At 60.2% G+C, this 23,231-nt stretch carries 24 protein-coding genes; 16 read left to right on the top strand and 8 right to left on the bottom strand.

Translation table 11 applies throughout. The features are described from left to right. Window positions 1-6: 6 nt before the first annotated feature. Window positions 7-210 carry a DNA-directed RNA polymerase subunit omega gene (rpoZ, locus tag AC3IQ7_RS23735; RefSeq protein ID WP_010400723.1) on the bottom strand — a complete coding sequence of 68 codons (204 nt, stop codon included), beginning with the start codon at window positions 208-210 and terminating at the stop codon, window positions 7-9. A 60-nt stretch (window positions 211-270) separates the two neighbouring features. After that, window positions 271-909 carry a guanylate kinase gene (gene gmk / locus AC3IQ7_RS23730; RefSeq protein ID WP_077407781.1) on the bottom strand — a complete coding sequence of 213 codons (639 nt, stop codon included), beginning with the start codon at window positions 907-909 and terminating at the stop codon, window positions 271-273. A gap of 210 nt (window positions 910-1,119) precedes the next feature. Here gmk and AC3IQ7_RS23725 point away from each other — a divergent pair, with 210 nt between their 5' ends. After that, a complete protein-coding gene (locus AC3IQ7_RS23725) occupies window positions 1,120-1,530 on the top strand; it encodes a DoxX family protein (RefSeq protein WP_489207476.1) in 411 nt (136 codons plus the stop codon). A gap of 7 nt (window positions 1,531-1,537) precedes the next feature. Here AC3IQ7_RS23725 and AC3IQ7_RS23720 read toward each other — a convergent pair whose 3' ends face one another. Next, window positions 1,538-2,428, bottom strand: a complete 891-nt coding sequence (locus AC3IQ7_RS23720) for a YicC/YloC family endoribonuclease (protein WP_099377928.1) — start codon at window positions 2,426-2,428, stop codon at window positions 1,538-1,540. A 302-nt stretch (window positions 2,429-2,730) separates the two neighbouring features. Between AC3IQ7_RS23720 and rph the strand changes: the two genes are divergently transcribed. The 3 genes from rph to hemW all read left to right on the top strand — a co-directional run bounded on the left by rph (window position 2,731) and on the right by hemW (window position 5,453). Then, entirely contained in the window at window positions 2,731-3,459 is a 729-nt protein-coding gene (rph, locus tag AC3IQ7_RS23715; RefSeq protein WP_289945333.1) for a ribonuclease PH, read from the top strand. Between the two features lie 138 nt (window positions 3,460-3,597). After that, window positions 3,598-4,182 (top strand): RdgB/HAM1 family non-canonical purine NTP pyrophosphatase, encoded by a 585-nt coding sequence (gene rdgB, locus AC3IQ7_RS23710; protein ID WP_489207475.1) that lies wholly within the window; start codon window positions 3,598-3,600, stop codon window positions 4,180-4,182. Next, window positions 4,179-5,453 (top strand): radical SAM family heme chaperone HemW, encoded by a 1,275-nt coding sequence (hemW, locus tag AC3IQ7_RS23705; RefSeq protein ID WP_489207474.1) that lies wholly within the window; start codon window positions 4,179-4,181, stop codon window positions 5,451-5,453. The genes rdgB and hemW overlap by 4 nt, the downstream gene beginning before the upstream one ends. A 13-nt stretch (window positions 5,454-5,466) precedes the next feature. Here the strand turns inward: hemW and AC3IQ7_RS23700 are convergent, their stop codons facing one another. From AC3IQ7_RS23700 to AC3IQ7_RS23690, 3 genes are all read right to left on the bottom strand, one after another. Then, window positions 5,467-6,654: a tetratricopeptide repeat protein gene (locus tag AC3IQ7_RS23700; RefSeq protein WP_489207473.1), complete on the bottom strand. Its 1,188-nt coding sequence runs from the start codon at window positions 6,652-6,654 to the stop codon at window positions 5,467-5,469. 130 nt (window positions 6,655-6,784) lie between these two features. After that, window positions 6,785-8,503, bottom strand: coding sequence for a methyl-accepting chemotaxis protein (locus AC3IQ7_RS23695; RefSeq protein WP_489207472.1), 1,719 nt, complete (start codon window positions 8,501-8,503; stop codon window positions 6,785-6,787). A 122-nt stretch (window positions 8,504-8,625) separates the two neighbouring features. Then, window positions 8,626-9,699: a patatin-like phospholipase family protein gene (locus AC3IQ7_RS23690; RefSeq protein ID WP_489207471.1), complete on the bottom strand. Its 1,074-nt coding sequence runs from the start codon at window positions 9,697-9,699 to the stop codon at window positions 8,626-8,628. Window positions 9,700-9,902: 203 nt separating this feature from the next. On the opposite strand from AC3IQ7_RS23690, the gene AC3IQ7_RS23685 reads away from it, so the two are divergent. Continuing rightward, complete coding sequence (locus AC3IQ7_RS23685; RefSeq protein WP_489207470.1) at window positions 9,903-10,763, top strand: hypothetical protein; 861 nt, start codon at window positions 9,903-9,905, stop codon at window positions 10,761-10,763. Window positions 10,764-10,830: 67 nt separating this feature from the next. Here AC3IQ7_RS23685 and tal read toward each other — a convergent pair whose 3' ends face one another. Beyond that, window positions 10,831-11,766: a transaldolase gene (tal, locus tag AC3IQ7_RS23680; RefSeq protein ID WP_034753971.1), complete on the bottom strand. Its 936-nt coding sequence runs from the start codon at window positions 11,764-11,766 to the stop codon at window positions 10,831-10,833. 207 nt (window positions 11,767-11,973) lie between these two features. Between tal and AC3IQ7_RS23675 the strand changes: the two genes are divergently transcribed. From AC3IQ7_RS23675 to AC3IQ7_RS23625, 11 genes are all read left to right on the top strand, one after another. Further along, entirely contained in the window at window positions 11,974-14,838 is a 2,865-nt protein-coding gene (locus AC3IQ7_RS23675; protein ID WP_489207469.1) for a type VI secretion system Vgr family protein, read from the top strand. Between the two features lie 13 nt (window positions 14,839-14,851). Beyond that, a complete protein-coding gene (locus tag AC3IQ7_RS23670; protein WP_489207468.1) occupies window positions 14,852-15,781 on the top strand; it encodes a DUF4123 domain-containing protein in 930 nt (309 codons plus the stop codon). 40 nt (window positions 15,782-15,821) lie between these two features. Then, window positions 15,822-16,274 carry a DUF3304 domain-containing protein gene (locus AC3IQ7_RS23665; RefSeq protein ID WP_158301269.1) on the top strand — a complete coding sequence of 151 codons (453 nt, stop codon included), beginning with the start codon at window positions 15,822-15,824 and terminating at the stop codon, window positions 16,272-16,274. 4 nt (window positions 16,275-16,278) lie between these two features. Continuing rightward, window positions 16,279-18,447 (top strand): phospholipase effector Tle1 domain-containing protein, encoded by a 2,169-nt coding sequence (locus AC3IQ7_RS23660; RefSeq protein ID WP_099379030.1) that lies wholly within the window; start codon window positions 16,279-16,281, stop codon window positions 18,445-18,447. A 67-nt stretch (window positions 18,448-18,514) separates the two neighbouring features. Then, a complete protein-coding gene (locus tag AC3IQ7_RS23655) occupies window positions 18,515-19,135 on the top strand; it encodes a DUF3304 domain-containing protein (RefSeq protein ID WP_099379031.1) in 621 nt (206 codons plus the stop codon). Between the two features lie 122 nt (window positions 19,136-19,257). Further along, a complete protein-coding gene (locus tag AC3IQ7_RS23650) occupies window positions 19,258-19,710 on the top strand; it encodes a DUF3304 domain-containing protein (RefSeq protein WP_489207467.1) in 453 nt (150 codons plus the stop codon). A 51-nt stretch (window positions 19,711-19,761) separates the two neighbouring features. After that, window positions 19,762-20,310 carry a DUF3304 domain-containing protein gene (locus AC3IQ7_RS23645; RefSeq protein WP_489207466.1) on the top strand — a complete coding sequence of 183 codons (549 nt, stop codon included), beginning with the start codon at window positions 19,762-19,764 and terminating at the stop codon, window positions 20,308-20,310. A gap of 6 nt (window positions 20,311-20,316) precedes the next feature. After that, complete coding sequence (locus AC3IQ7_RS23640; RefSeq protein ID WP_489210568.1) at window positions 20,317-20,850, top strand: hypothetical protein; 534 nt, start codon at window positions 20,317-20,319, stop codon at window positions 20,848-20,850. After that, a complete protein-coding gene (locus tag AC3IQ7_RS23635) occupies window positions 20,744-20,977 on the top strand; it encodes a DUF3304 domain-containing protein (protein WP_489210508.1) in 234 nt (77 codons plus the stop codon). Before AC3IQ7_RS23640 ends, AC3IQ7_RS23635 begins: the two co-directional genes overlap by 107 nt. A 101-nt stretch (window positions 20,978-21,078) precedes the next feature. Continuing rightward, window positions 21,079-21,582 carry a DUF3304 domain-containing protein gene (locus AC3IQ7_RS23630; RefSeq protein WP_489207465.1) on the top strand — a complete coding sequence of 168 codons (504 nt, stop codon included), beginning with the start codon at window positions 21,079-21,081 and terminating at the stop codon, window positions 21,580-21,582. A 145-nt stretch (window positions 21,583-21,727) separates the two neighbouring features. After that, entirely contained in the window at window positions 21,728-22,183 is a 456-nt protein-coding gene (locus tag AC3IQ7_RS23625) for a DUF3304 domain-containing protein (protein ID WP_099379035.1), read from the top strand. A 140-nt stretch (window positions 22,184-22,323) separates the two neighbouring features. Here the strand turns inward: AC3IQ7_RS23625 and AC3IQ7_RS23620 are convergent, their stop codons facing one another. Continuing rightward, complete coding sequence (locus AC3IQ7_RS23620; protein ID WP_034750862.1) at window positions 22,324-23,178, bottom strand: SIS domain-containing protein; 855 nt, start codon at window positions 23,176-23,178, stop codon at window positions 22,324-22,326. Window positions 23,179-23,231 lie beyond the last annotated feature (53 nt).

Genomic DNA, 23,231 nt, shown 5'->3' with positions numbered 1-23,231 from the left:
TTCCCACTACATCGGGACCTTTTTCAGCATTTCGATACCGACTTTACCGGCAGCGATTTCACGCAGTGCGACAACGGTAGGCTTGTCCTTGGCTTCGACCTTGGGGGTGTGGCCTTGCAACAACTGACGTGCGCGATAAGTCGCAGCCAGGGTCAGCTGGAAACGGTTAGGGATCTGCTTCAGGCAATCTTCGATTGTGATACGGGCCATAGTAACTCCTAAATTGTGTGCGTGGTGCGGGGCGCTGTGTGAACTGGCGTGCAGAGACGATTATTCTGCGTGCAGGCCCAGCTGGGCGAATAGCGATGCGTTGCGGGCCGCTTGTTGCGCAAACCGGCAACGGGCCGCTCTCACGATCGCGCTCAGTTCGGACAAAGCGACCGTAAACTCTTCATTGATAATAACATACTCGAACTCGGGAGCGTGTGCGATTTCGCCGCCGGCCGCCAGCAGGCGGCGCGTGATCACGTGCGGCTCGTCCTGGCCGCGCTTGTTCAAGCGCTCTTCCAGCGCATCGATCGATGGCGGCAGGATGAAAATGCCGGCCGCGCGGGGAAATTGCTTGCGCACCTGGCGCGCGCCCTGCCAGTCGATTTCCAGCAGGATATCGGTGCCGGCCAGCATTTGCTGTTCCACCATGATGCGCGAAGTGCCGTAGTAATTGCCATGCACTTCTGCCCATTCCAGGAATTCACCCTGGTCGGCGCGCGCGACAAAGTCTTCCGCCGTCGTGAAATAGTACTCGCGGCCATGCTGCTCGCCCGGACGGGGCGCGCGCGTGGTGGTCGAGATCGACAATTTGATGCCGGGCTCTTGCGCCAGCAATGCATTGACCAGTGTCGATTTGCCGGCGCCCGATGGCGCGGCGACCACGAACAGGCTGCCGGAGAAGGCGGTAGGGTGGCTCATGCGGATCTTTCCATATGCGTGTGATGGCGGCGTGTGCACTTGCATGGGCGCCGCCCAATTCGGTATTTTACCAAGAGGCAAGGCGGCGAGCCAGCCCTGCGATGCGCCTTGCCGCCAGGCTTGCACATATTTTGCTTGTTATCTTGAGGAAATAGTTATTTAATTTGGAATGGTTTTTTCTTGATAACTATTTACCGACAGGATGCGCGCATGAAGAATTTTCCGTTTCTCAGTTCTGCCCAGGCCATGTTGCTGCTGCGCGTGGCCATCGCCGTGATGTTCATGGCGCACGCCATCACGCGCATCGCCAATGGCACCATTCCCCGCTTTGCCGGTTTCCTGGAAGACAAGGGGTTCATCTACGGTCTGGCCGTGGTGTGGGCGATTACCGTCGTCGAAATCGTTTGTGGCAGTTTGCTCATCGCCGGCAAATACACGCGCTGGGCGGCGGCCGGGCTGATGGTGATCTGCATCGGCGGCATCGCCATCGTGCATGCGGCCAAGGGCTGGTTCGTGGGCGAGCATGGCGCCGGCGGCGTGGAATACAGCATCGTGCTGTTTGTCGCCTGCGTCGTCATCGCCGCCAGCGACAAGGGGCGCGCCGGAGCGCGCCTGGTCTGAAGGGCGCTTACTCCAGGTTCTGTACCTGTTCGCGCATCTGCTCGATCAGCAGCTTCAAGTCCATCGAGGCGTCGGCCAGTTCCTTGACGGACGCCTTGGCGCCCAGCGTGTTGGCTTCGCGGTTCAGTTCCTGCATCATGAAGTCGAGGCGCTTGCCCACTTGCCCGCCCTTGGTGAGGATGTGGCGTGTTTCGCCCAGGTGGGCCGACAGGCGCGCCAGCTCTTCCGACACGTCGATGCGGATGCCGTACAAAATCACTTCCTGGCGGATGCGCTCCATGGCGTCCTGGCGCGACAGGGCCGAATTCGAGCCCTGACTGGCCAGGCCCAGCGCGTCCTGCATGCGCTCGATGGCTTTTTGCTGGAAGGCCGCCACCACTTGCGGAATCAATGGCGTGATGCGCTTGACGATGGCTTCCATCGCTTCGATGCGCGACACCAGCACCGCTTCGAGCGCGGCGCCTTCGCGCTTGCGGCTGTCGACGAAGGCGGCCACGGTGCGGCGGGTCAGCGCGCCCACGTCCGCCTGCAGGGACTCCTGTCCCACTTGCGCTTCTTCGATGACGCCAGGCCAGCGCAGCAGTTCGGCCACCGTCATGACGGGGGCGGAGACAAAATGCTGGCCCACTTCGTTTTGCAGGCGCGCCAGTTCTGCCAGCAGGGGCAGGTTCAGCGCTTGCGTGCCGTTTGTGGCGGCCTTGCGGCCAAAGCTCAGGCGTACCTCGACTTTGCCGCGCGTGATGGCGGACATGACGGCGGCGCGCAAGTCAGGCTCCAGGGCCCGCAGATCGTCGTTGATCCGGAATTGCAGGTCGAGAAAGCGTGAGTTGACGCTCTTGATTTCAATTGTCAGTGTGCCTGCAGCACCTTCGCTGGTGGCAACCGCGTAGCCTGTCATGCTTGAAATGCTCAAAGGATTCCCCGATTTGGTCTTGTATACAGTCACTTATACACTTAATCAGCCAGCGCAGGCAATACCGCCCGCGCCGCAAAAACAGAACCGCATGGTCTGATGGCCTGAAAATTGCTGAATAGTGTGCGTTTTACGGCATTGTAAAGAAAATTGTGTTTGGCGGGGCAGGATTGTAGGGATCATGTGTGCGCCGCGCGCCATTGCGTCCTGCGCTGTTGCATGACTGCAAACAGACGCGCGCGCGGTGGTAAAATCGCTGCCGCAACCCCAATCACACAGGACAACCCATGACATTTGAATCCCGCCCGAGCGGCCGCGCCGTCGACGCGCTGCGCGCCATCCGCATCACCCGCCAGTACACCAAGCATGCCGAAGGCTCGGTGCTGATCGAGTGCGGCGACACCAAGGTCATCTGTACCGCCAGCATCGAAGACAAGGTGCCGGGTTTCCTGAAAGGCAAGGGCCAGGGCTGGTTGACGGCCGAGTACGGCATGTTGCCGCGCTCGACGCACACGCGCATGGACCGCGAAGCGGCGCGCGGCAAGCAGTCGGGTCGCACGCAGGAAATCCAGCGCCTGATCGGCCGCTCGCTGCGCGCCGCCTTTGATTTGCAGGCGTTCGGCGAACGCACACTGCACCTTGATTGCGACGTCATCCAGGCCGACGGCGGCACGCGCACGGCCTCGATCACGGGCGCCATGGTAGCCGCGTATGACGCGTTTTCCCAGCTGCAGGCACGCGGCGCGATCACCGCGATTCCCGTGAAAAGCTTTGTCGCCGCCATTTCGGTGGGCGTCTACCAGGGCATGCCGGTGCTGGACCTCGATTACGTGGAAGACTCGGGCTGCGACACGGACATGAACGTGGTGATGACGGAAGCGGGCCACTTCATCGAAGTGCAGGGCACGGCCGAAGGCGCCGCGTTCGACCGCGCCGGCATGAACCGCCTGCTGGACCTGGCGCAAGGCGGCATCGCCGACCTGATCACCCTGCAGAAGCAAGCCCTCGGCATTTAATCTTTACATAAATTTACACATCACTGCCCGCGGCGCCGGGCAAAAAGCCCACACTTGCCGCCGTTGAGAGCGGAGGTGGGCCGAGGTGAGGGGAGCGCAAAAGGTTTACAATGTCGGCACTTCAACCGGACTACTGACATGACCCAACGCCTCATCCTCGCCTCCAATAATGCCGGCAAGCTCAAGGAATTCAATGAGCTTCTCTCGACCATCGGCTTTTCCGTCCATGCCCAGGGCGAGTACGCCGTGCCGGAAAGCGACGAACCGTTCCACACCTTCGTTGAAAACGCCTTGCAAAAGGCGCGCCACGCGTCGCGCCTGACGGGCTTGCCGGCGCTGGCCGACGATTCCGGTGTGTGCGTCAATGCGCTTGGCGGCGCACCGGGCGTGTACTCGGCCCGCTATGCGGGCGAGCCGAAATCGGATGCCGCCAACAGCGCCAGGCTGATCGCCGACCTGGAAGCGCATGCCGACAAGTCCGCATACTACTATTGCGTGCTGGTGTACGTGCGCCATGCGGATGACCCCCAGCCCGTGATCGCCGACGGCCGCTGGAATGGCGTGATGACCGCCGCGCCGCGCGGCAGCGGCGGCTTCGGCTACGATCCGCATTTCTTCATTCCCGCGCTGGGCAAGTGCGCGGCCGAACTGACGTCCGACGAAAAGAACGCGCTGTCGCACCGTGGCCAGGCCCTGCGCGCGCTGGTGGAAAAACTGCGATGATCCCGATCAAACTGGTGGGCGCCGTTGCCAAGTCGGCAGCCAAGCCGAATACCGCTCCCGCGCCGCAGGAAGGCATTTCCGGCGCGGCCGGAGCGGCCCTGAAATACCTGCAGCCGGGCGCGCTGAACCTGACGGCCCTGCCGCCGCTGTCGCTGTACATCCATTTCCCGTGGTGCGTGAAAAAATGCCCGTATTGCGACTTCAATTCGCACGAGGTGCGCGGCGACTTGCCGGAAGCCGAATACCTGGCGGCCCTGCGCCTGGACCTGGAAATGGCGCTGCCGCTGATCTGGGGCCGCAAGATCCACACCATCTTCATCGGCGGCGGCACGCCCAGCCTGATGTCGGCGGCGGGCCTGGACCGGTTGATGTCGGACGTGCGCACCTTGCTGCCACTGGAGCCCGATTGCGAAATCACCATGGAAGCCAATCCGGGCACCTTTGAAGCGGAAAAATTCAAGTCTTACCGGGCCAGCGGCATCAACCGGCTGTCGATCGGCATCCAGAGCTTCAATGGCCGCCATTTGCAGGCGCTGGGCCGCATCCATGACGATGACGAAGCGCGCCGCGCGGTGGAGATCGCGCACGCGAATTTCGATAATTTCAACCTCGACCTGATGTACGCGCTGCCCACGCAAACCCTGGCCGAAGCGCAGCAGGACCTGGACACGGCGCTGTCGTTCGCGCCGCCGCATTTGTCGCTGTACCACCTGACGCTCGAACCGAACACCTTGTTCGCCAAGTATCCACCGGTGCTGCCAGACGATGACGAGAGCGCGGACATCGCCGACATGGTGGCCGCGCGCGCCGCGCAGGCGGACTATGGCCGCTATGAAGTGTCGGCGTATGCGCAGCCGGGCCGCCAGGCTAAGCACAACCGCAATTACTGGGAATTCGGCGACTACCTGGGCATCGGCGCGGGCGCGCACAGTAAAATCTCGTTCCCGCACCGCGTGCTGCGCCAGGCCCGCTACAAGCAGCCGCGCGCCTACATGGACGCGGTACTGGCCGGTAGCCCCGTGCAGGAAGAGCGCGAACTGGCGCGCGAGGAAATGGGTTTTGAATTCATGCTCAATACCCTGCGCCTGACGCAGGGTTTTTCGCCGAACCTGTTCGCCGAGCGCACGGGTCTGGCCCTCAACGCCATCGAGCAGCCGCTGAATGCGGCCGAAGCGAAAGGCTTGCTGTACCGCGACCACCAGGTTATCCGTCCGACGGCGCTGGGATTGTCCTTCCTGAATGACCTGCAGCAGATGTTCCTGGAAGACTGACGCTGCCTGTGCGCTAATGCGCGCTGGCGGCGCGCAGGCGCTGCAGCTTGGCTGCGTACAGCCCGTGCTCGCCGCGCGTGGTGCTGTTGTCCATCGCCAGTTCCAGCTGCCTGTCCGCCAGCGAGAGTTGTCCCATGCGCGCATACGCCTGCGCCAGCCAGAAGTGGAATTCATGGTAATAGGGGTCACGCGCGATCTCGCGCTTGAACAGGCGTGCCGCTTCCTGGTAGTTGGCGCTTTCCATGGCGCGCTGGCCCAGGTTGAAAAAGTGGAAGGGCGGCTCCGGCTGCAGGGCCAGCAATTTGCGCCGCAGCAGCTGCGCTTCCTCCGCGCGTCCCAGGCCGTCGAGTGCCTGCGCCAGGTTGGACAGCAGCACGGTGTTCGATGGCGAGCGTTCCAGTGCGTAAGCGAGCGTGCGCCGCGCCGGTTCGGTATCGCCGTGGCGTAGCTGGATGATGCCCAAGGTATTGAAGGAGCCCGCAAACGTGGGGTCTTGCAGGGTGGCGGCGCGGGCATACCAGTAGGCTTGATCGAGTTCGCCGCTGGCCATGGCTTCGGCGGCGCGATTGTTGAGGTACATGGCCACGATGGTTGCCTCGCGCACTTCCTGCGTGCGCTGGCCGACGAGGTCTTCGCCAGGCAGGAAGTCGATGAGCAGGATGGCGTCGGAATCGTAGCCGACCGCATTGCTGAGGGGGCGGCGTTCCAGCGCGAGATTGACGTGGCCGGCGACGAAATACATGCCACCGCTGCGGCTCCAGCTCTCTTCGCCCAGGACCACCTGGTAACGTACTTCCAGCCCCATCTCCTTGGCCAGTGCTGCCGTCATCAGGACCAGCGACAGGCAATTGCCACTGCGCGCATCGAATGTCTGTGCCGCCGTGCGCGTCATGGCGGCATCATATTCCAGCTGCAGCCCGGCCCGGTTGCGCAGGGCCTCGGCCAGCGCGCGGCGGGGATTCTTGCTGCGCGCCTCGCGCGCGATATCGACACGCACGTAAAGCCGCATGGCGTCGCTCATGGCAAACGCCTGCTGCGGGTCGACCGGCACGGCCGGCGCGGCAAAGCTGGCATCGTTGAACAGGTCGGGGGGAGGCGGTGTGGCGGGCACCGTGGCGCAGCCGGCAAGGGCTGCGCACAGCAGCAAGGGGGACAGGAAGCCCAGGCGCAGCTGTTCGCTGACGCGGCGGATACTTTTCATGTTCGTGCTCCCGCAGAACGATGTCAGGCGCAACACGTATCGCTGCCGGTGGAGCGCCATGCCACCTGAAGCCAGTATCCTCGCGCGCCAGGGCGCTGTCAAACCCTTTTGACGGACCCTGTTGCCCGCCTTAAAACTCTTCCCAATCCTGCTCGCCAGCCACCTGCGCCTGGGGCTTGCGCGCAGCAGGCGCGCTTCTTGCCGCGATGACTGGCTGCCTGGCGGTGGTGCTGTTGGCCGCCGGCTTGGCCAGCCGGGTGGGCGCCGACCGAGCGGTGCGTACCGGCGCCGCTGCGGCCATGTGTTCGAGCTGGAAGCCGGCCGCCACTTGCGCCAGGCGCGCGGCCTGGTCCTGCATGCTTTCGGCGGCTGCCGCCGCTTCTTCCACCAGGGCCGCATTTTGCTGCGTCACCTGGTCCATCTGTGCGATGGCCTGGTTGACCTGGTCGATGCCCATGCTTTGCTCGGCGCTGGCGGCAGTGATCTCGGCCATGATGTCGGTGACCCGGCGCACGCTGTCGACCACTTCGCCCATGGTGTTGCCGGCCTGCTGCACCAGCCGCGTGCCGTTGTTGACCTGTTCCACCGAGTCGCCGATCAGGGTCTTGATTTCGCGCGCCGCCGCGGCCGAGCGCTGCGCCAGGCTGCGCACTTCCGTGGCGACGACGGCAAAGCCGCGTCCCTGCTCGCCAGCGCGCGCCGCTTCGACGGCCGCGTTCAGGGCCAGGATATTCGTCTGGAAGGCGATGCCGTCGATGACGCCGATGATGTCGACGATTTTCGTCGATGCCGTATCGATGGCGCCCATGGTGTCGACCACCTGGCTGACGATGCTGCCGCCCCGTTCGGCCACGCCGGAGGCGGCCACCGCCATCTGGTTGGCCTGGCGCGCATTGTCCGCATTCTGCTTCACGGTGCTGGTCAGTTCTTCCATCGACGATGCCGTCTCTTCCAGCGAACTGGCCTGCTGCTCCGTGCGTGCCGACAGATCCTGGTTGCCGGCGGCGATTTCGCCCGACGCCGTGGCAATCGCATTGGTACCCGTCTGCACTTCCGACACTACCTTGCGCAGTGCCTCGTTCATGCCGTGCAGCGCGCGCATCAAGTCGCCGATTTCATCGCTGGCAGGGGTGCCGAAATGCGTGCGCAAGTCGCCGTCGGCCACCGTTTCGGCGACCTTCACGGCGGCCTTCAACGGTTGTGTGATCGAGCGTGTGATCAGCCAGGCGCAGACGCTGCCCAGCGCCACCACCAGCACGCACAGGGTCAGCAGCAGGGTGAAGCTGCGCCCGTTGGCCGCCTCGATCGCTTGCGCCGTGGCGTCGATGGCCTGGCGCTGCTGCGACAGCAGGGCCTTGACATTGTTCTGGTATTTGGCGGCGGCCGGCGCGAAGCTGTCGCGGTAAGTGCTTTCCGCCTGCGCCGCGTCGCCGGCCTTGCGCGCATTCATCACCAGGGTCTTGGCATCCTGGTATTTGACGCGCTCGGCGATGGAGGATTTGAAGATGGCTTTTTCTTCGTCGCTGTCGAGCAGCGCCTCGATTTTCTTCAGCAGTTCGCTGCCCTGTTTCGTGCTGTCGGCGATGGTGTCGGCAAACACGCTCGACAGCGTTTCATCCGTGCTTTTGGCGATCATCGAGGTGCGCGCGATGGCCGAGTAAATCAGCACGTACCAGTCCGAGACGAGGCGTTCCTTGGCGAGCGGTTTTTCCATCATTTGCCGCGTCGCTTCGGCGTTCACGCTGGCGCTGTACAGCGCGTACGAGGTGGAAATCACGGACAGCAGCAGCACCAGCGCGAAGCCTGCAGCCAGGCGCGTGCCGATACGAAGGTGGGAAAGGGCGTGCATGGTTGGAACTCCTGTCGCAGAGGGATTGAAGGTTGCCTGTGCGACATAGTATGCACTGATAAGTGACCAATAGGCGAGGGAAAAGCACGCTTGTTTTCGAGCCTGTTGCAGTCTCGCCCGTGCTACAGGTCGAGCGCCTGGCGCAGGTTCGGCTGCTCGGCCCAGCGGGCGAAGGCGGCCGCCATGCGTTCGCTTTCCGCGATGGCGCGGCGCCAGTCGCGCATGCGCGCTGCATGATCCTGGCCGTAGTGCGGGAAGTCGCGCCGGTCCGGCAGTTTGCCATTCGGCAGGCTGGCCACGAAGGCGGGCGAGGGCGAGACGAGGATCATGTTGTCGAGTGCGCTATCGCCGCTTCGTGCGCGGCGCCAGGGCATGGCCTTGTCCAGCCAGCCCGGCACGATATGGTCGGCAAAATGCGGGTACAGCACCAGATCCGGTTCGCGCTGGTAGGGCAGGTGCAAATGATAGTCGACCAGGCCGCCGTCCCAGTAGCGCCCGGGCGGGGCGCCGGCGATGTCCGTCACGGCGTCAAGCACCAGTGGGATGGAGCCGGAAGCGAGCAGCGCGTCGCGCAGGTTGTCCTGCGCCAGCGGCACGAAATGGGAATGAAAGGCGTCGAAGCGCGAGCGCAGCCAGCTGGCACCGTCCGGTCCGGCATGGAACACGGTTCGTTCCAGCGAGGCGGCCAGACGCGCCCGCGCCACGGCGTTGCCGGCGGCCGCCAGCAGGAAGCCGCGCCGGTCGCGCCATTTGCCCGGCTGCGCCAGCGCGCCGATGCCGCGCACGGCCAGCACCGACAGACTATGTTGCGCATGCCGCAGCAGCTGCGCATCCTGGCCATCGAGGACGGCATCGAGCAGGGCGCGGCAAGTGCGGCTGACGTGCGCCGCCTCGGGCTTGTCTGGATAGCGCTGGCCCACGTATGCGCGCACCAGGCGGCGTTGCGCGGCCACCGGGTCGGGGAACACGGCGGCGGCCATGCGCCAGGCGCCGATCGAGGCGCCGACGAAGTGGCGCGGACGCGGCGCCTGCGCCAGAAAATCGCCGAACAGCCAGCAATCGAGCTGGTGCAGGATCAAGCCTTTCGGCCCGCCCGCGGCGGCAGGCACGATGGCGATGTCGCTCGCGCGCAAGCCGTTGTCGGCAATGCGGGCGCGGGCGCGGCGGCCCAGGCGGATGGTGATCGGTGATTGCATGAGTAGTTGTTGGCGGCCGGTAGCCAGGCATTTTACCGCCAGCGTGGCGCCACGACGCAGTCGCGCTCGTTATAGTCACATTGTTAGTATTAATAAATTTCTTTCAGGCAACCATTCTTTTGAGAAATGTTGCATAATATTGGACGTTGAATTTTTGGCATGAGCCAAGGATTCCTTATGTCTTGCTTTTTTATTGGAATCGTATGCAACTGAATCACGCTTTTGTTCTGACCCTGATCGCCGCTTCGCTCGCCGCTTGCGGTGGCGGCGGTTCGTCTTCCCCATCCGACACGTCGGTTGCCGTGAATACGGCCAAGCCTGCCGATCCGGTAGCGCCCGTCGTTCCAGTCGTTCCCGCCGTGCCGGCGGCCACTGGCGAAAACACGGGCACCGTCAGCGCACGTTTCGTCAATGGCGACAACAGCCGCTACGTCTTTACGTCGATCGGCTTGCAGGGTAATGGCAAGGCCGGTCTGCTGGTACAGGATGCCTCCGGCGCCTTGAGCAATATCGGTGGCATCGTACTGACGGGCAATCCGGCCGTGACGCGTGAAATCAGCGGCGACGCCAGCTTTGCGCAGGGACGCTGGTTCAAGGGCTCATTCAGCAATAGCTCTGGCGCCACTACGTTGAGCGGCAACAATGCCAGTGCGCATTACGTCGCTTATAACGTGCTCGCCGCACTGCCAGCGACCGGCACGTTCTCCTGCGATGCAGGCACGTTCACGGCGCCAAGCTATACGGGTGGCAGCAGCGTCTCGTCGACAGCTTACTTTGGTACCGTCAGCGGCAATGCCAGCATGTCCTTCGATGCCTCCGGCGCCAAAATAGCGCTGACCATCGACGCCAGCGCAGGCGGCAGCACGGGCAAAGTAACGGCTTCGACGACCATGGCTTCGGCCGCGTCGAGCAGCATCACCGGCGGCTACCTGTCGAATGGCACGGGCGCGCAGCTGATGCTGGGCGACGGCGGCGCTGGCCGCTATCTGCTGATCGCCGCTTACAAGGCGCAACTGGCAAATGGCCCCAATTACCAGGGTGTGGCCACATTCCGTTGTTCCTGATCACGCGGGCATGAAAAAAGCGGCGCCGTGCACTGCACGGACGCCGCTTTTTTTACGCACGTCGTGATTAACGCAGTGCCGCGATCATCTGTTTCAGCTTGCCGGAATCGACGCAGAAGGCGCGGATGCCTTCGGCCAGTTTTTCCGTCGCCATCGCGTCTTCATTCATCATGAAGCGGAAGGCTTCTTCGTTCAGCGACATTTGCACGATGTTGGTCGATGGCGCCGCTTCGGCGCTCAGCTTGCGTTCCACCGGCGCATCGCTGTCGGCCAGCTTTTGCAGCAGGTCGGGGCTGATGGTGAGCAGGTCGCAGCCGGCCAGTTCGAGGATTTGCGACGTGTTGCGGAAGCTCGCGCCCATCACCTCGGTCTTGTAGCCGAACTTGCGGTAGTAATTGTAGATGCGGCGTACCGATTGCACGCCCGGATCTTCCGCGCCCATGTAGTCGATACCCGTCGATTTCTTGTACCAGTCGTAGATGCGGCCGACGAACGGCGAAATCAGCTGGGCGCCCGCTTCGGCGCAGGCGATGGCCTGGGCCAGCGAGAACAGCAGGGTCATGTTGCAGCGGATGCCTTCCTTTTCCAGGATGGCGGCGGCGCGGATGCCTTCCCAGGTGGAAGCGATCTTGATTAGCACGCGTTCGCGTGGAATGCCGGCGTTCGAATACAGGGCGATCAGGTCGCGGCCCTTGGCGACAGTACCTTCCGTATCGAACGACAGGCGCGCATCGACTTCGGTGGAGACGCGGCCGGGGATGGTTTGCAGGATTTCCACGCCAAAGGCGATCAGCAGACGGTCGATGATTTCGGCGGTCGAGGCATTCGGATGGTCGCGCACGGCCTTTTCCAGCAGCGGCTTGTATTCATCCTTTTGCACGGCCTTCAGGATCAGCGACGGATTCGTCGTCGCATCGCGCGGCGTGTAAGCCTGGATCGATTGGAAGTCGCCGGTGTCGGCCACCACGGTAGTAAATTGCTTCAGTTGTTCGAGTTGGTTCATGGCTGCACGGGAAAGAGTGAATGGGCTTGCCGGAGTATTGTACCGAATCCATTGCCCGAAGCATCGACTATTGTCTTCCCCGCGCACTACTTGTTCAATTGAATCTTGCTTTTTTGAGAACTCGCGCATAATTGCCTGGACTTGTTTATTTTGCACATTGTTTTGATAAGCAATGTGCGATGCCACTTTCCAGATGAAGAGCATCCTTTGACACAAGATATCGTTAGCGCGGTAGCCGCCTTCAATGGCGCGACGCGCCTGTATGCATTGTCCATCGGCGACGATGGCCAGGACAGCGGCTTGCTGGTCGAAGCCTTTGCCGCCGATGAACGGCTGCAGGAGGTTGGCGCGCGCGAGATTATCGCCTTGTCCACGAATGCCCATGTTGCGCTCGCCTCCTTGCTGGGCCAGCCTGCCAGCCTGCATATCAGCCTGGCCGACGGCACGCGCACGCAGTTTTCCGGCTATATCAGCGCAGCGGCCATGCTGGGCAGCAATGGCGGCCTGGCGCGCTACCGCTTGCGCATCACGCCCTGGCTGTGGCTGTTGACGCAAGTGCGTAACAGCCGCGTATGGCAAGACCGGAGCGTGACGGCCATCGTCGACGAGGTATTGCAAGCCTATGCGCCGCATGCCCTGTGGCAATGGAGCGACGAGGTGGCGCAGTGCATGCGGCAGGCGGGCGAGCGCAGCTATTGCTGCCAGTACCGGGAATCGGACTTCGATTTCGTGCGCCGGCTGCTGACGGAAGAGGGCATCGCCTGGCGCTTCGAGGCGCACACGCTGATTTTGTTCGCCGACAGCAGCCAGCCCTGCGCCACGCCCGAGGACGCCAGCAGCGCGCAAGGCGGCGGCTTGCGTTTTCATGGCGCCAGGGCCGGCGAAGCGAGCGACAGCGTGCAAGCGCTGTGTGCGCGGCGCAGCCTGCACGTCGGGCTGAGTAGCGTGCTGAGCTACGATTACAAGGCCAAGAAGGCGGTCGCCGCCAGCGTGCCGACGAATCTGGCCATCGGCGGCAAGCATGCCCCCGTGCTGGAAAGTTACGATACGCCGGGCCAGTACTGGTATGCGAATGGCGCGCAGGCGCAGCACTATGCCGCGTTGCAGATGCAGTCGCGCGAAGCGCGCGCCCAGTTGTGGCAGGCGCGCTCGACGGTACGCACCCTGCGCGCCGGCACGCGGTTCACCCTGACGCAGGGGCCGTTGCCGCAGGCCGATGGTGCCGCGTCCGACTATGTCGTGCTCCGCGTGGCCAGCATCGGCATCAACAACCTGCCGGCGCCCGCGTCGCAGGCGCTGGCAGAACTGTTCGGCCCAGTGCCCGAACTGCTGCAAGAAGCCATGCCTGGCCTGGGCGACGGCTTTGCCGACTTTGCCGCCGCGATTGCCCAGGCGAAAGCCAGCGGTTACGCCAACTGCATCGAGATGCTTGCCGCGGCAACGCCATGGCGCCCCGTGCATGACGGCGGCGACGCGCGCCACCACCCGAAACCGACGGCCTGCGGCAGCCAGAGCGCCATCGTCGTCGGCGCCGACGGCGGCACCAGCGCCAGCGGCGGCAGCGAGATCCATTGCGACAAGCTGGGCCGGGTGCGCATCCGTTTCCACTGGCAACTTGACGGCAGCGCCACCTGCTGGGTGCGCGTGGCGCAGCGCTCGGCCGGCGGCGGCATGGGCAGCCAGTTCCTGCCGCGCATCGGCCAGGAAGTGCTGGTGCAATTTCTGGAAAACGATATCGACCGGCCCATCATCGTCGGCGCCCTGTACAACGGGCAAGGCGAGGGTGGCGTCGCGCCCACGCCGGGCGGCATCACGGACAAGCCCGCGGACGCCAGCGTCTTCGAGCCGGCGCGCGACCATGCGCCATCGGCGCAGGGCAACGTGGCTGGCGGCAACAGTCCGCTCTGGCATGGCGCGGCTGGCGGCAGCGCCGGCCACCGCAACGGCGCGGCGCAATGGGGCATCCGCAGCAAGGAATTCGGCGCCGCCGGCTCCGGCTCTGGCTACAACCAGTTGCTGTTCGACGATACCGACCAGCAAGGGCGCATCCAGCTCAAGAGCAGCCATGCGGCAAGCGAACTCAATCTTGGCCACCTGATCCATGCGGCCGACAATTACCGGGGCAGCCTGCGCGGCACGGGCGCCGAGCTGCGCACGGACGCTTACGGCGCCGTGCGGGCCGGTGCCGGCCTATTGATTTCCAGCTACCTCGTCAACCACGACGCGCAGGCGCGCGATCCGGCCGGCGACAATGCACCGGGCATGGTCTTGCTCAAGCAGGCAGCCAAGCTGGGTGCAACCTTCAGCGCCGCCGCCGTCACGCACAAGACGGTCGCGTATGCCAGCCACCTGGGCCCGGCCAAGGCGAATGCCAGCGTGCTCGACGAAAAGGCGGCGCCCTTGCCAGCGTTCCAGACGAGCGTCTCCGGCATGCTGAGCCAGGAAAATACGGCCGCCGCCAGGCGCGACGCGGCGGGCAAGCCGACCAGCCCCGGCGACGACAAGCTGCCGCACAGCAGCGACGCCATCATCGCCATCGCCGCCCGTGCCGGCCTGGGCGTGCTGGCGGGCCAGGATATCCAGCTGGTCAATGGCGAAACCACCTCCCTGATGAGCGGGCTGGACACCCAGTTCGTCGGCGGCGGCCAGCTGCGCGTGCACAGCGGCCAGGCCATCGGCGCGCTGGCCGGCGTCGTCAAGGCGGGTGAGAACAATATCGGCCTGCAACTGATTGCCGCCAAACAAGCCATCGACCTGCAGGCGCAGGCCGATGTGCTCAACGTGCAGGCGCGCGAGGAAGTCAATATCGTCAGCGCCGCCGCGCACATCGACTGGGCGGCGGCGAAAAGTATCCGCCTGTCGACGGCGGGCGGGGCGAATATCACCATCGAGGGCGGCAACATCACCGTGCAGTGCCCCGGCAAGATCACGGTGCATGCGGGCAAGAAGAGTTTTATCGGGCCGGAACGGCTGGCTTATCCATTGCCGGCGCTGCCTGCCAGCGTCTGCAAGGCGTGCCTGTTGGCAGCGTTGCGTAGCGGCAGCCCGTTTGTCGCGCCCACGGCAGCCTAGAAAAGGAATCCTGATGTACTTTGCCATCAATCTTCCTGACCCTGCAGTTCCAGCGCAGATCGCACAGCAACTGCAGGCCTTGAGCGCGGAAGCGGCGGTGGCGAACGGCGGCCAGCCCTTGCACCTGCTGGCGCTGCTGGACGGCGCCTGCGATGAGGAGTTTTTCACCAAGCGCTACCCGAGCCGTTTGCGGCGCCAGTCGCTGTATGCGCACACCTCGCTGCAAAACTTCAAGAGCGCCGCACCGCATTTAATGGCGGCGCCATCGGCAAGCAGCGAGCAGACCGAGTGGCTGCAGCGCCTGTTTTCGCTGTGCGCAGGCAAGCCCATGCTCAGCATCATCGCCAGCACGCTCGATATCGACCAGCTGGAACAGCATCTGCGCCCCTATTTGATTGCCATCACGCCAGACACCGTCGAATGGCCCGTGCGCTGGGCCGATAGCCGCACATTGCCGGCCTTGCTGGCAGCCTTGACTGAAACGCAGTCCGCGCATTTGCTGAGCCCCATTTACCGCTGGTGGTCGCTGCAGCGCGATGGTTCGCTGATCAGTTGGCAGGGCGAGGCGCAGCCCAGTCCCGTCCCTGCGGAGTTTGATAAATTCCCCCTCGGCGACGACGCCTTCGCCGCCCTGGTGGATAGCGCCGAAGCCGACGCCATCCTTGCCAACCTGCATGATGTGCAGCCGGATCTGTTTCATTCCGGTACCCCGGCCCAGTGCCACGCGCGCGTGGCGCGTCATTTGTTTGTGGCAAACGCCAGCGGCATCGAGGCGGCGGGCCAGCGTCAGCATTTCAGCGCCTTGGCCTTGATGCTGGCCGATGATTTCACCTTGCATCCTGCGATGGCCAGCCTGTTGCGGCGCACGCGCCAGGGGGCGAATTACCTGTCCGAGCTCGACACGCTGCCCGACGATTTCTGGCAGGCGCGCTCGGCTGCCTAGCCTTGTTCATTCAACTACTTACTTTGATAAAAGGAAAATCATGAAATGGATTATGTATCTTGGCACTGCCTTGCTGTTGAGCGGCTGCGCCCTCAAGGCCAGGCAGGTTGAGCAAGCTGGCCCAAGTCCTACCGCGACGGCGCAGGTGGGTATTGTCAACCATACGGGGAAGTATATTTATTCCGCATCGGTTGATGGCGCGGGAGGAGCCAATATGGCCAGATGGGGAGCGGGGGGGGCTGATGTTTGTTGTGCTTCTATTCCGCGGGTATGGTATCCGGGAATGAAAGTCTTGGTGCGTTGGAATATGCCTGAAGGGCGTACCGACGTTATCAAAGAAAAAATGGTGGAAGTGGAAAAATACGATGAGCCTGGGGATATCTATATGCATTTCTTCCCCAATGATGAGGTGAGAGTTGTCGTGTCAAATGCCGGAGGGGGGGCAAAAACTCATCCTATTCTTCACTCCGGAAAACCTGCCAATATTCCTTGATATTATGATCAGTGAAACTCCCAATTCCGCGCCGTTTCCCGTCGATTTCTTTCTAAAACCGTCGACGAAAGAACAATCCGAAATTTCCAAGGAGGCATGTGCTAATAAAGATAGCGCGCCGTGCAGTATTCCAGTAAGGGTTGGACTTTTCTTTGATGGAACCAATAATAATCTGGAGCGCGATAGGAATGGGGTTAGGACAGGCGTGCTCGACCCGAAAACAAAGAAGCCTATTTCTATAAGTAATGCTGTAGTCGACGCCAATAGCGCCAGTCATAGCAATGTGGCGCGGCTATTTTCGAGTTTTCCATCGAATAAGCGGGGTGCTGGATATTTTCGAAATTATATTCCTGGCGTGGGAACGCCATTTGCGGAAATCGGTGAATTGACTGAATCGGATGAGGGGAAAGCTTTTGCCAAAGGAGGGCAGCCGCGCATTATCTGGGGATTGTTGCAGGTTCTAAATGCAATTCATCGAACGGTATATGGAGATGAAACTCCATTATATAAATCAGATAAGGCTGGCGAACTTGCCCGTGCTTATGATAATGCCGTAGGCCACAAAAAGGTGCCGCATCCCTCAACCGGCAGGGAGCGCTTCATGACTCACTCGGACTGGTTCGCTGAGCATATTGAAAAACTAAGGGAGGCGATGGCGGCACGGCCCAAGCCGAATATTCCATCGCTGACCCTGTCCGTGTTCGGTTTTTCGCGGGGCGCCGCCGAGGCGGTGGCGTTCTGTCAGCTGTTTGCCGATTTGCTCAAGCCGGGCGAGAAGGGGCCGGAGTTTGCCGGCATCCTTGCCAGCATCGATTTTCTTGGCGTCTTTGACACGGTGGCAACCGTGGGCAGCTCGGCGTCTGTCGCGAAAACCACGATCGCGCCTGGCGCGATGTTCGATGGCCATTGGGCCTGGGCCAATGAATTGCTCAAACCATTGCCGTCCTGCGTCCAGGCAGGTCTGCATTGTATTGCCACGCATGAGCAGCGCATGAATTTTCCCGTCACGCGCCTGACAGGGAAAATCGAGGAAGTGTATTTCCCTGGCGTGCACTCGGACGTAGGAGGCGGCTATGGTCCGGGCGAGCAGGGAAAGGGGCGTGGCGGACAAGCGGCCTTGTTGTCGCAAATCCCGCTCGCGCATATGTTCAAGGAAGCGCGCCTCAAGGGCGTGCCCTTGATACCGTTCAGCGAACTGGAACTTCGCGATCAGGAGGATTTCCAGGTCAGTCAAGAGCTTGCCAAAGCATGGGAAGCATATACCGCCGAGCTTAACAAGCAAGGCGCCTTGCTGAGCAAGCACATGGAGCTGTATTACCGCTGGCGCGCCGCGCGCGTCAAGACCCTGGAAGCCACGGCCAGCTTCAAGGCGGCCAGCGCGCAAGAGCGGGAGGATCTGGGTTCCTACAACCGTTTGCTGGCAGGCGATCTGGAAGCGCTGCGCGCGCGCAAAGCCTTCCTTCATGGCGATGAGGGGCAACCGTTCAGTGCCCGGGACATTGCGCGCATCAATCACTGGCAATACTATCGAGCCCAAAATCACATCTCCTTGGATGATTGGGAATCATGGGCGCTCGACATATTCGATCACCCCAAACCGCTGCCGCCCGAAGTGATGCGGTTTTTTGACGACTATGTACATGATTCGTTGGCCGGTTTTTATATGGCAGGCGAAGTGACGGAATACGACAAGCGGGCCAGGATCGCCTCGTTCGCCAATAAACCACCTGAAGAACGTTTTTATAAACGCGTATATGAGCTCAGCCGAAAGACGGAAGCCGCGCAACTGAAACAGAAGAATGGCGAAGCATTGACGCCGGAAGAGGAAGCACTGGTCAAGGAAGCGCAGTATGGCACTCCCTATCCGATCCGCACGGATGCCGACAGCGCCGACATGCGCAGCTGGGCGATTACCACGCAAACCTATACGCGGCGCGAGGGTGGCGGCTATATCTTGCGCCGAGGCTATTACCCGCAAAGCGGTTTCTTCCGGAAAAGCGTGCACGAGAAGGAGCTGCAACGCATGCCGACGGCCGGCATCGAGGCGAAAGAAGCACCCGAAGAATTTGTGTGGAGCGAAAACTTAACACAGGATATTGCGCAGGCCAAATCCGATGAAGAGATTTACCTGGCGCAGCAGCGCTACGCAACGCGTGCCGAGGCGCTCGCATAGAGCGTGATTTCAGCGCGGCTGGAGCCGGGTAGATTCATTTGGCGATTTTATAGATAGCGATGACATCATGACGACGTTGCTCAAGCACCATTGCTGGCGAGTCCTCTTGCTGGCCGCATGTTTACCCGGCGTCGCCATGGCCGCGAGCATTCAGGCGCTGAATTATTCTTCGCGCGAAGTCGATTACATCGCGGTTGAAAATCCGGGCAATACCAACAGCGGCGGCGGTGGCGATTCGATCCGTCCATACGGGCAGGGCGGATCGATATGCTGTTTCACCGTGCCGGAAAAGTGGCATGCGGATTTGAAGGTGGTGGTGGTCTATCAGTTGTCCCCGGACCCGACCTTTCATCGCGAGACGGTCAGTGTTCCACAGTATCCGGATGGGAAGGCGGGCGATATCTGGCTGATCGTCTATGAAGATGGCAGCGTGGGAGCCGTGGTGTCGCTTTACGGACCGAGCCGACCGGAGTGGCCGGGAAAAATCAAGGGGTATCCGGTGCCGACGAAGGAGTATCGGGATGAGCGTCGTAAGCAGAAATTGAAGAGAGAAAAAGCTAGCTTACTTACGCTGGAAAGAGGACTGTTGCTTAGAGGGATTTCTTTGCCAGACGAGAAGGTAAAGGAGATTCAGGAAATCATTGAGTTTCAGAAAAAAGTCATCCAAAGCTTGGAAGGAAATCCATGACTGCTTTTTTAGCCAAAAGCTATTCTGTTGAACCATCCACGTGTGGACAGTCCCCTATTTTCTATTGCCGTATATGGCAGTAAAGTAGAAAAACAACGTAGCATTTTTGCAAGGTGAAAACCATGAAATGGATTATGTATCTTGGCACTGTCTTGCTGCTGAGCGGTTGTGCCCTCAAGGCCAGGCAGGTTGAGCAAGCCGGCCCAAGTCCTACCGCGACGGCGCAGGTGGGTATTGTCAACCATACGGGAAATTTTATTTACTCCGCATCGGTGGATGGTGCCGGAGGCGCGAATATGGCCAGATGGGGAGCGGGGGGAGCCGAAGTTTGCTGCGCCTCTATCCCGAGAGTGTGGTATCCAGGAATGATGGTGCTGGTGCGGTGGGATATGCCGGATGGACTAAAACATATTATTAAAGAAAAAATGGTGGAAGTGGAAAAATATGATGAGCCTGGGGATATCTATATGCATTTCTTTCCCAATGATAAAGTGAGGGTTGTCGTGTCAAATGCTGGAGGGGGTGCAAAAACTCATCCTATTCTTCATTTCGGAAAACCTGCCAATATTCCTTGATAGGATGATCGATAAAATTTCCATTTCTGGACCGCTTCCGAGCACTTTTTCTTGAAGCATCCACGTGTGGACAGTCCCCTATTTTCTATTGCCGTATATGGCAGTAAAGTAGAAAAACAACGTAGCATTTTTTGCAAGGTGAAAACCATGAAATGGATTATGTATCTTGGCACTGTCTTGCTGCTGAGCGGTTGCGCCCTCAAGGCCAGGCAGGTTGAGCAAGTCGGCCCAAGTCCTACCGCGACGGCGCAGGTGGGTATTGTGAACCATACGGGGAATTTTATTTACTCCGCATCGGTGGATGGGGCAGGAGGGGGGAATATGGATAAATGGGGGGCGGGAGGTGCGAATATTTGCTGTACATCAATCCCGAGAGTATGGCATCCAGGAATGAACGTCATGGTACGGTGGGATATGCCTGAAGGGCATACGCATATTGTTAAAGAAAAAGTAGTGAGAGTTGAAAAATATGATAGACCCGGAGATATTTATATGCACTTTTTTGAGAATGATGAGGTGAGGGTTGTTGTGTCGAATGATGCAGGGTATGGAAAAGATCACCCGATTCAACACACGGGTAAACCATCACTTAAAAAATGATTCATTATGATTAATGTTCCGCCTTTCAAAGCTCCCGTTCCTGTCGATATATTCTTAAAGCCAGGCACGAGTGAACAGTCAAAAATCGCTCAAGTTGTATGCAGCGCGGCATCAGACGCACCATGCAGCATAGCTGTACATGTGGGACTATTTTTTGACGGCACGAACAATAATTTGGAACGGGATCGCAACGGCTTGCGTACCGGTGTAATTGATGAAAAAACGAAAGTCCCCATTGCCATTGCGAAAATTCCACTCAAACCGGAAGATGCCAGTCACAGTAATGTGGCGCGCCTTTTTTTAACATATCCAAATGGCAAGCAACAGAGCGGATATTTTTCAAACTATATTCCAGGCGTAGGGACTCCGTTCAAAGAAAGGGGGGGAATATGGCCAGATGGGGGCGGGGCTTGCCAATATTTGCTGCGCATCCATTCCTCGTGTGTGGTATCCGGGAATGAAAGTCCTGGTGCGGTGGGATATGCCGGAAGAACATACGCATATTGTCAAAGAAAAAATGGTGGAAGTGGAAAAATATGATAGACCCGGAGATATCTATATGCATTTTTTTGAGAATGACGAGGTGAGAGTGGTTGTGTCAAATGCTGGAGGGCCTAGCAAAATTCACCCCATTCTTCATTCCGGAAAACCTGCCACTATTCCTTGATGGGATGAACGATAAAATTTCTATTTCTATTTCTATTTCTATTTCTATTTCTATTTCTATTTCTGAGGCTCTTTCCAGTCTTTTTCTTAAGCCGTCGACGCTTGATCGATCCAATTAGCCATTGGTCTTATATGATGAAAATTATGAAACGGTTTTTTTGGGGTGGCGTTTTGTTTGCTGCCTTGCTGCTGAGCGGCTGTGCATTCAAGGCCAGGCCGGTTGAGGAAGCCGGCCCGAGTCCTACCGCGACGGCGCAGGTGGGTATTGTCAATCATACGGGGAAGTATATTTATTCCGCATCGGTGGATGGGGCGGGAGGGGGGAATATGGCCAGATGGGGGGCGGGACTTGCCAATATTTGCTGCGCATCTATTCCTCGAGTGTGGCATCCGGGTATGAAAGTCTTGGTGCGTTGGAATATGCCTGAGGGGCATACCGACGTTGTCAAAGAAAAAATGGTGGAAGTGGAAAAATATGATAGACCAGGAGATATTTATATGCATTTTTTTGAGAATGACGAGGTGAGAGTGGTTGTGTCAAATGCTGGAGGGCCTAGCAAAATCCATCCTATTCTTCACTCCGAAAAACCTGCCAATCTTCCTTGATAAGATGATCGATAAAATTCCATTTCTGGACCGCTTCCCAGCATTTTTTCTTGACGCATCCACGCATGGGCATCCCCCTATTTTCTATTGCCGTATGTGGCGGTAAAGTGAAAAACGACGTGGCATTTTCTGCAAGGTGAAAATCATGAAATGGATTATTTATCTTGGCGCTGCTTTGCTGCTGAGCGGCTGTGCGTTCAAGGCCAGGCAGGTCGAGGAAGCCGGCCCAGGTCCTACCTCGATAGCGCAGGTGGGTATTGTCAATCATACGGGAAAATATATTTATTCCGCGTCGGTGGATGGGGCGGGAGGTGCCAATATGGCCAGATGGGGAGCGGGAGGACCTGAAGTTTGCTGTGCCTCCATTCCGAGAGCGTGGTATCCGGGAATGATGGTGCTGGTGCGGTGGGATATGCCGGATGGACTAAAACATACTATTAAAGAAAAAATGGTGGAAGTGGAAAAATACGATGAAACAGGAAGTATTTATATCCATTTTTTTCCAAACGACGAAGTTCGGGTTGTGGTTTCAATTTATCCCGGATATAGCACTGCTCATCCGATACGCCACTATGGGAAACCAAAGGATCCCAATTCTTAGACACGGATGGTGGGCTGATCTTTCGATGCAAAGGCTGCGCGTGTATCGGTTCCTGATGTGAGATCAAGGAAGAGATATCCTGGTCCGATGGAGACGTTTGGATACGGAGCGGCACCAGCGAGGCTGGCGCCGATCGGGGATCAGCCGATGAAGGAATCGAACTGCATGTCGAATTCCTGCAGCGCTTTCTGCGCATTTTGCATTTTCTTGCGGAATTCCGGCCCGCGCTGCAGGGCCAGGCCCACGGCCAGCACGTCGATCACGACCAGGTAGGCCAGGCGCGCCGAAATCGGGGTGTAGGGGTCGGTGTTGAAGACCAGGTCGATCGGGATCAGCACGGTTGCCAGGTCGGCCAGCGGCGTGCCCGATGGGGCCAGCACGACGACGTCGGCGCCGCCGCGGCGCGCCAGTTTCACGGAGCGGACCAGGGCGGGGCTGTTGCCGCGCTGCGAGATGGCCACCAGGCAGTCGCCGCCGCGCAGCAGGGCCGCGGCGATACTGTGGATGTTCGGATCGCTGTAGGCCACCGTCGGTACGCCCGAACGGAAGAACTTGTGCTGCGCGTCGGCCGCCACGATGCCCGATGTGCCCTGGCCATAGAATTCGATCTTGCTGGCGCGCGACAGGATGTCGAGCGCGCGCTGGATCGCTTCCGGGTTCAGGTTGTTGCGCAGGTCGAGCAGGGTGTTGATCGAGCGGCTGCAGATTTTATTCACCAGGTCGGCCGCCAGGTCGTCCTGCGCCGGCTGCTCGTTCGCACCCGGCATGGCCAGGGCCAGGCCCTGCGCCAGCTTCAGCTTGAATTCATGCCAGCCGTCATAGCCCAGCGTGCGGCAAAAGCGCACCACGGTCGGTTCCGACACCTGCGCGCTTTTCGCCAGCGCCGTGATGTTCTGGCTGACCGTCTGGTTAGGCTGGTCAAGCACGGCCAGCGCGACCTTCTTCTCCGACTTGGAGAGCGAATCGAGCTGGGTGCGGATGGAATCAAGCAGCATTAAATTAGTCTTCTGATTTCGGGAAGCGGTGAAGCAGGGAATTCGCGGAGCAC

It is taken from the genome of Janthinobacterium sp. GL_088 (assembly GCF_057837845.1).
This window is presented reverse-complemented; position numbering and strand designations above follow the sequence as displayed.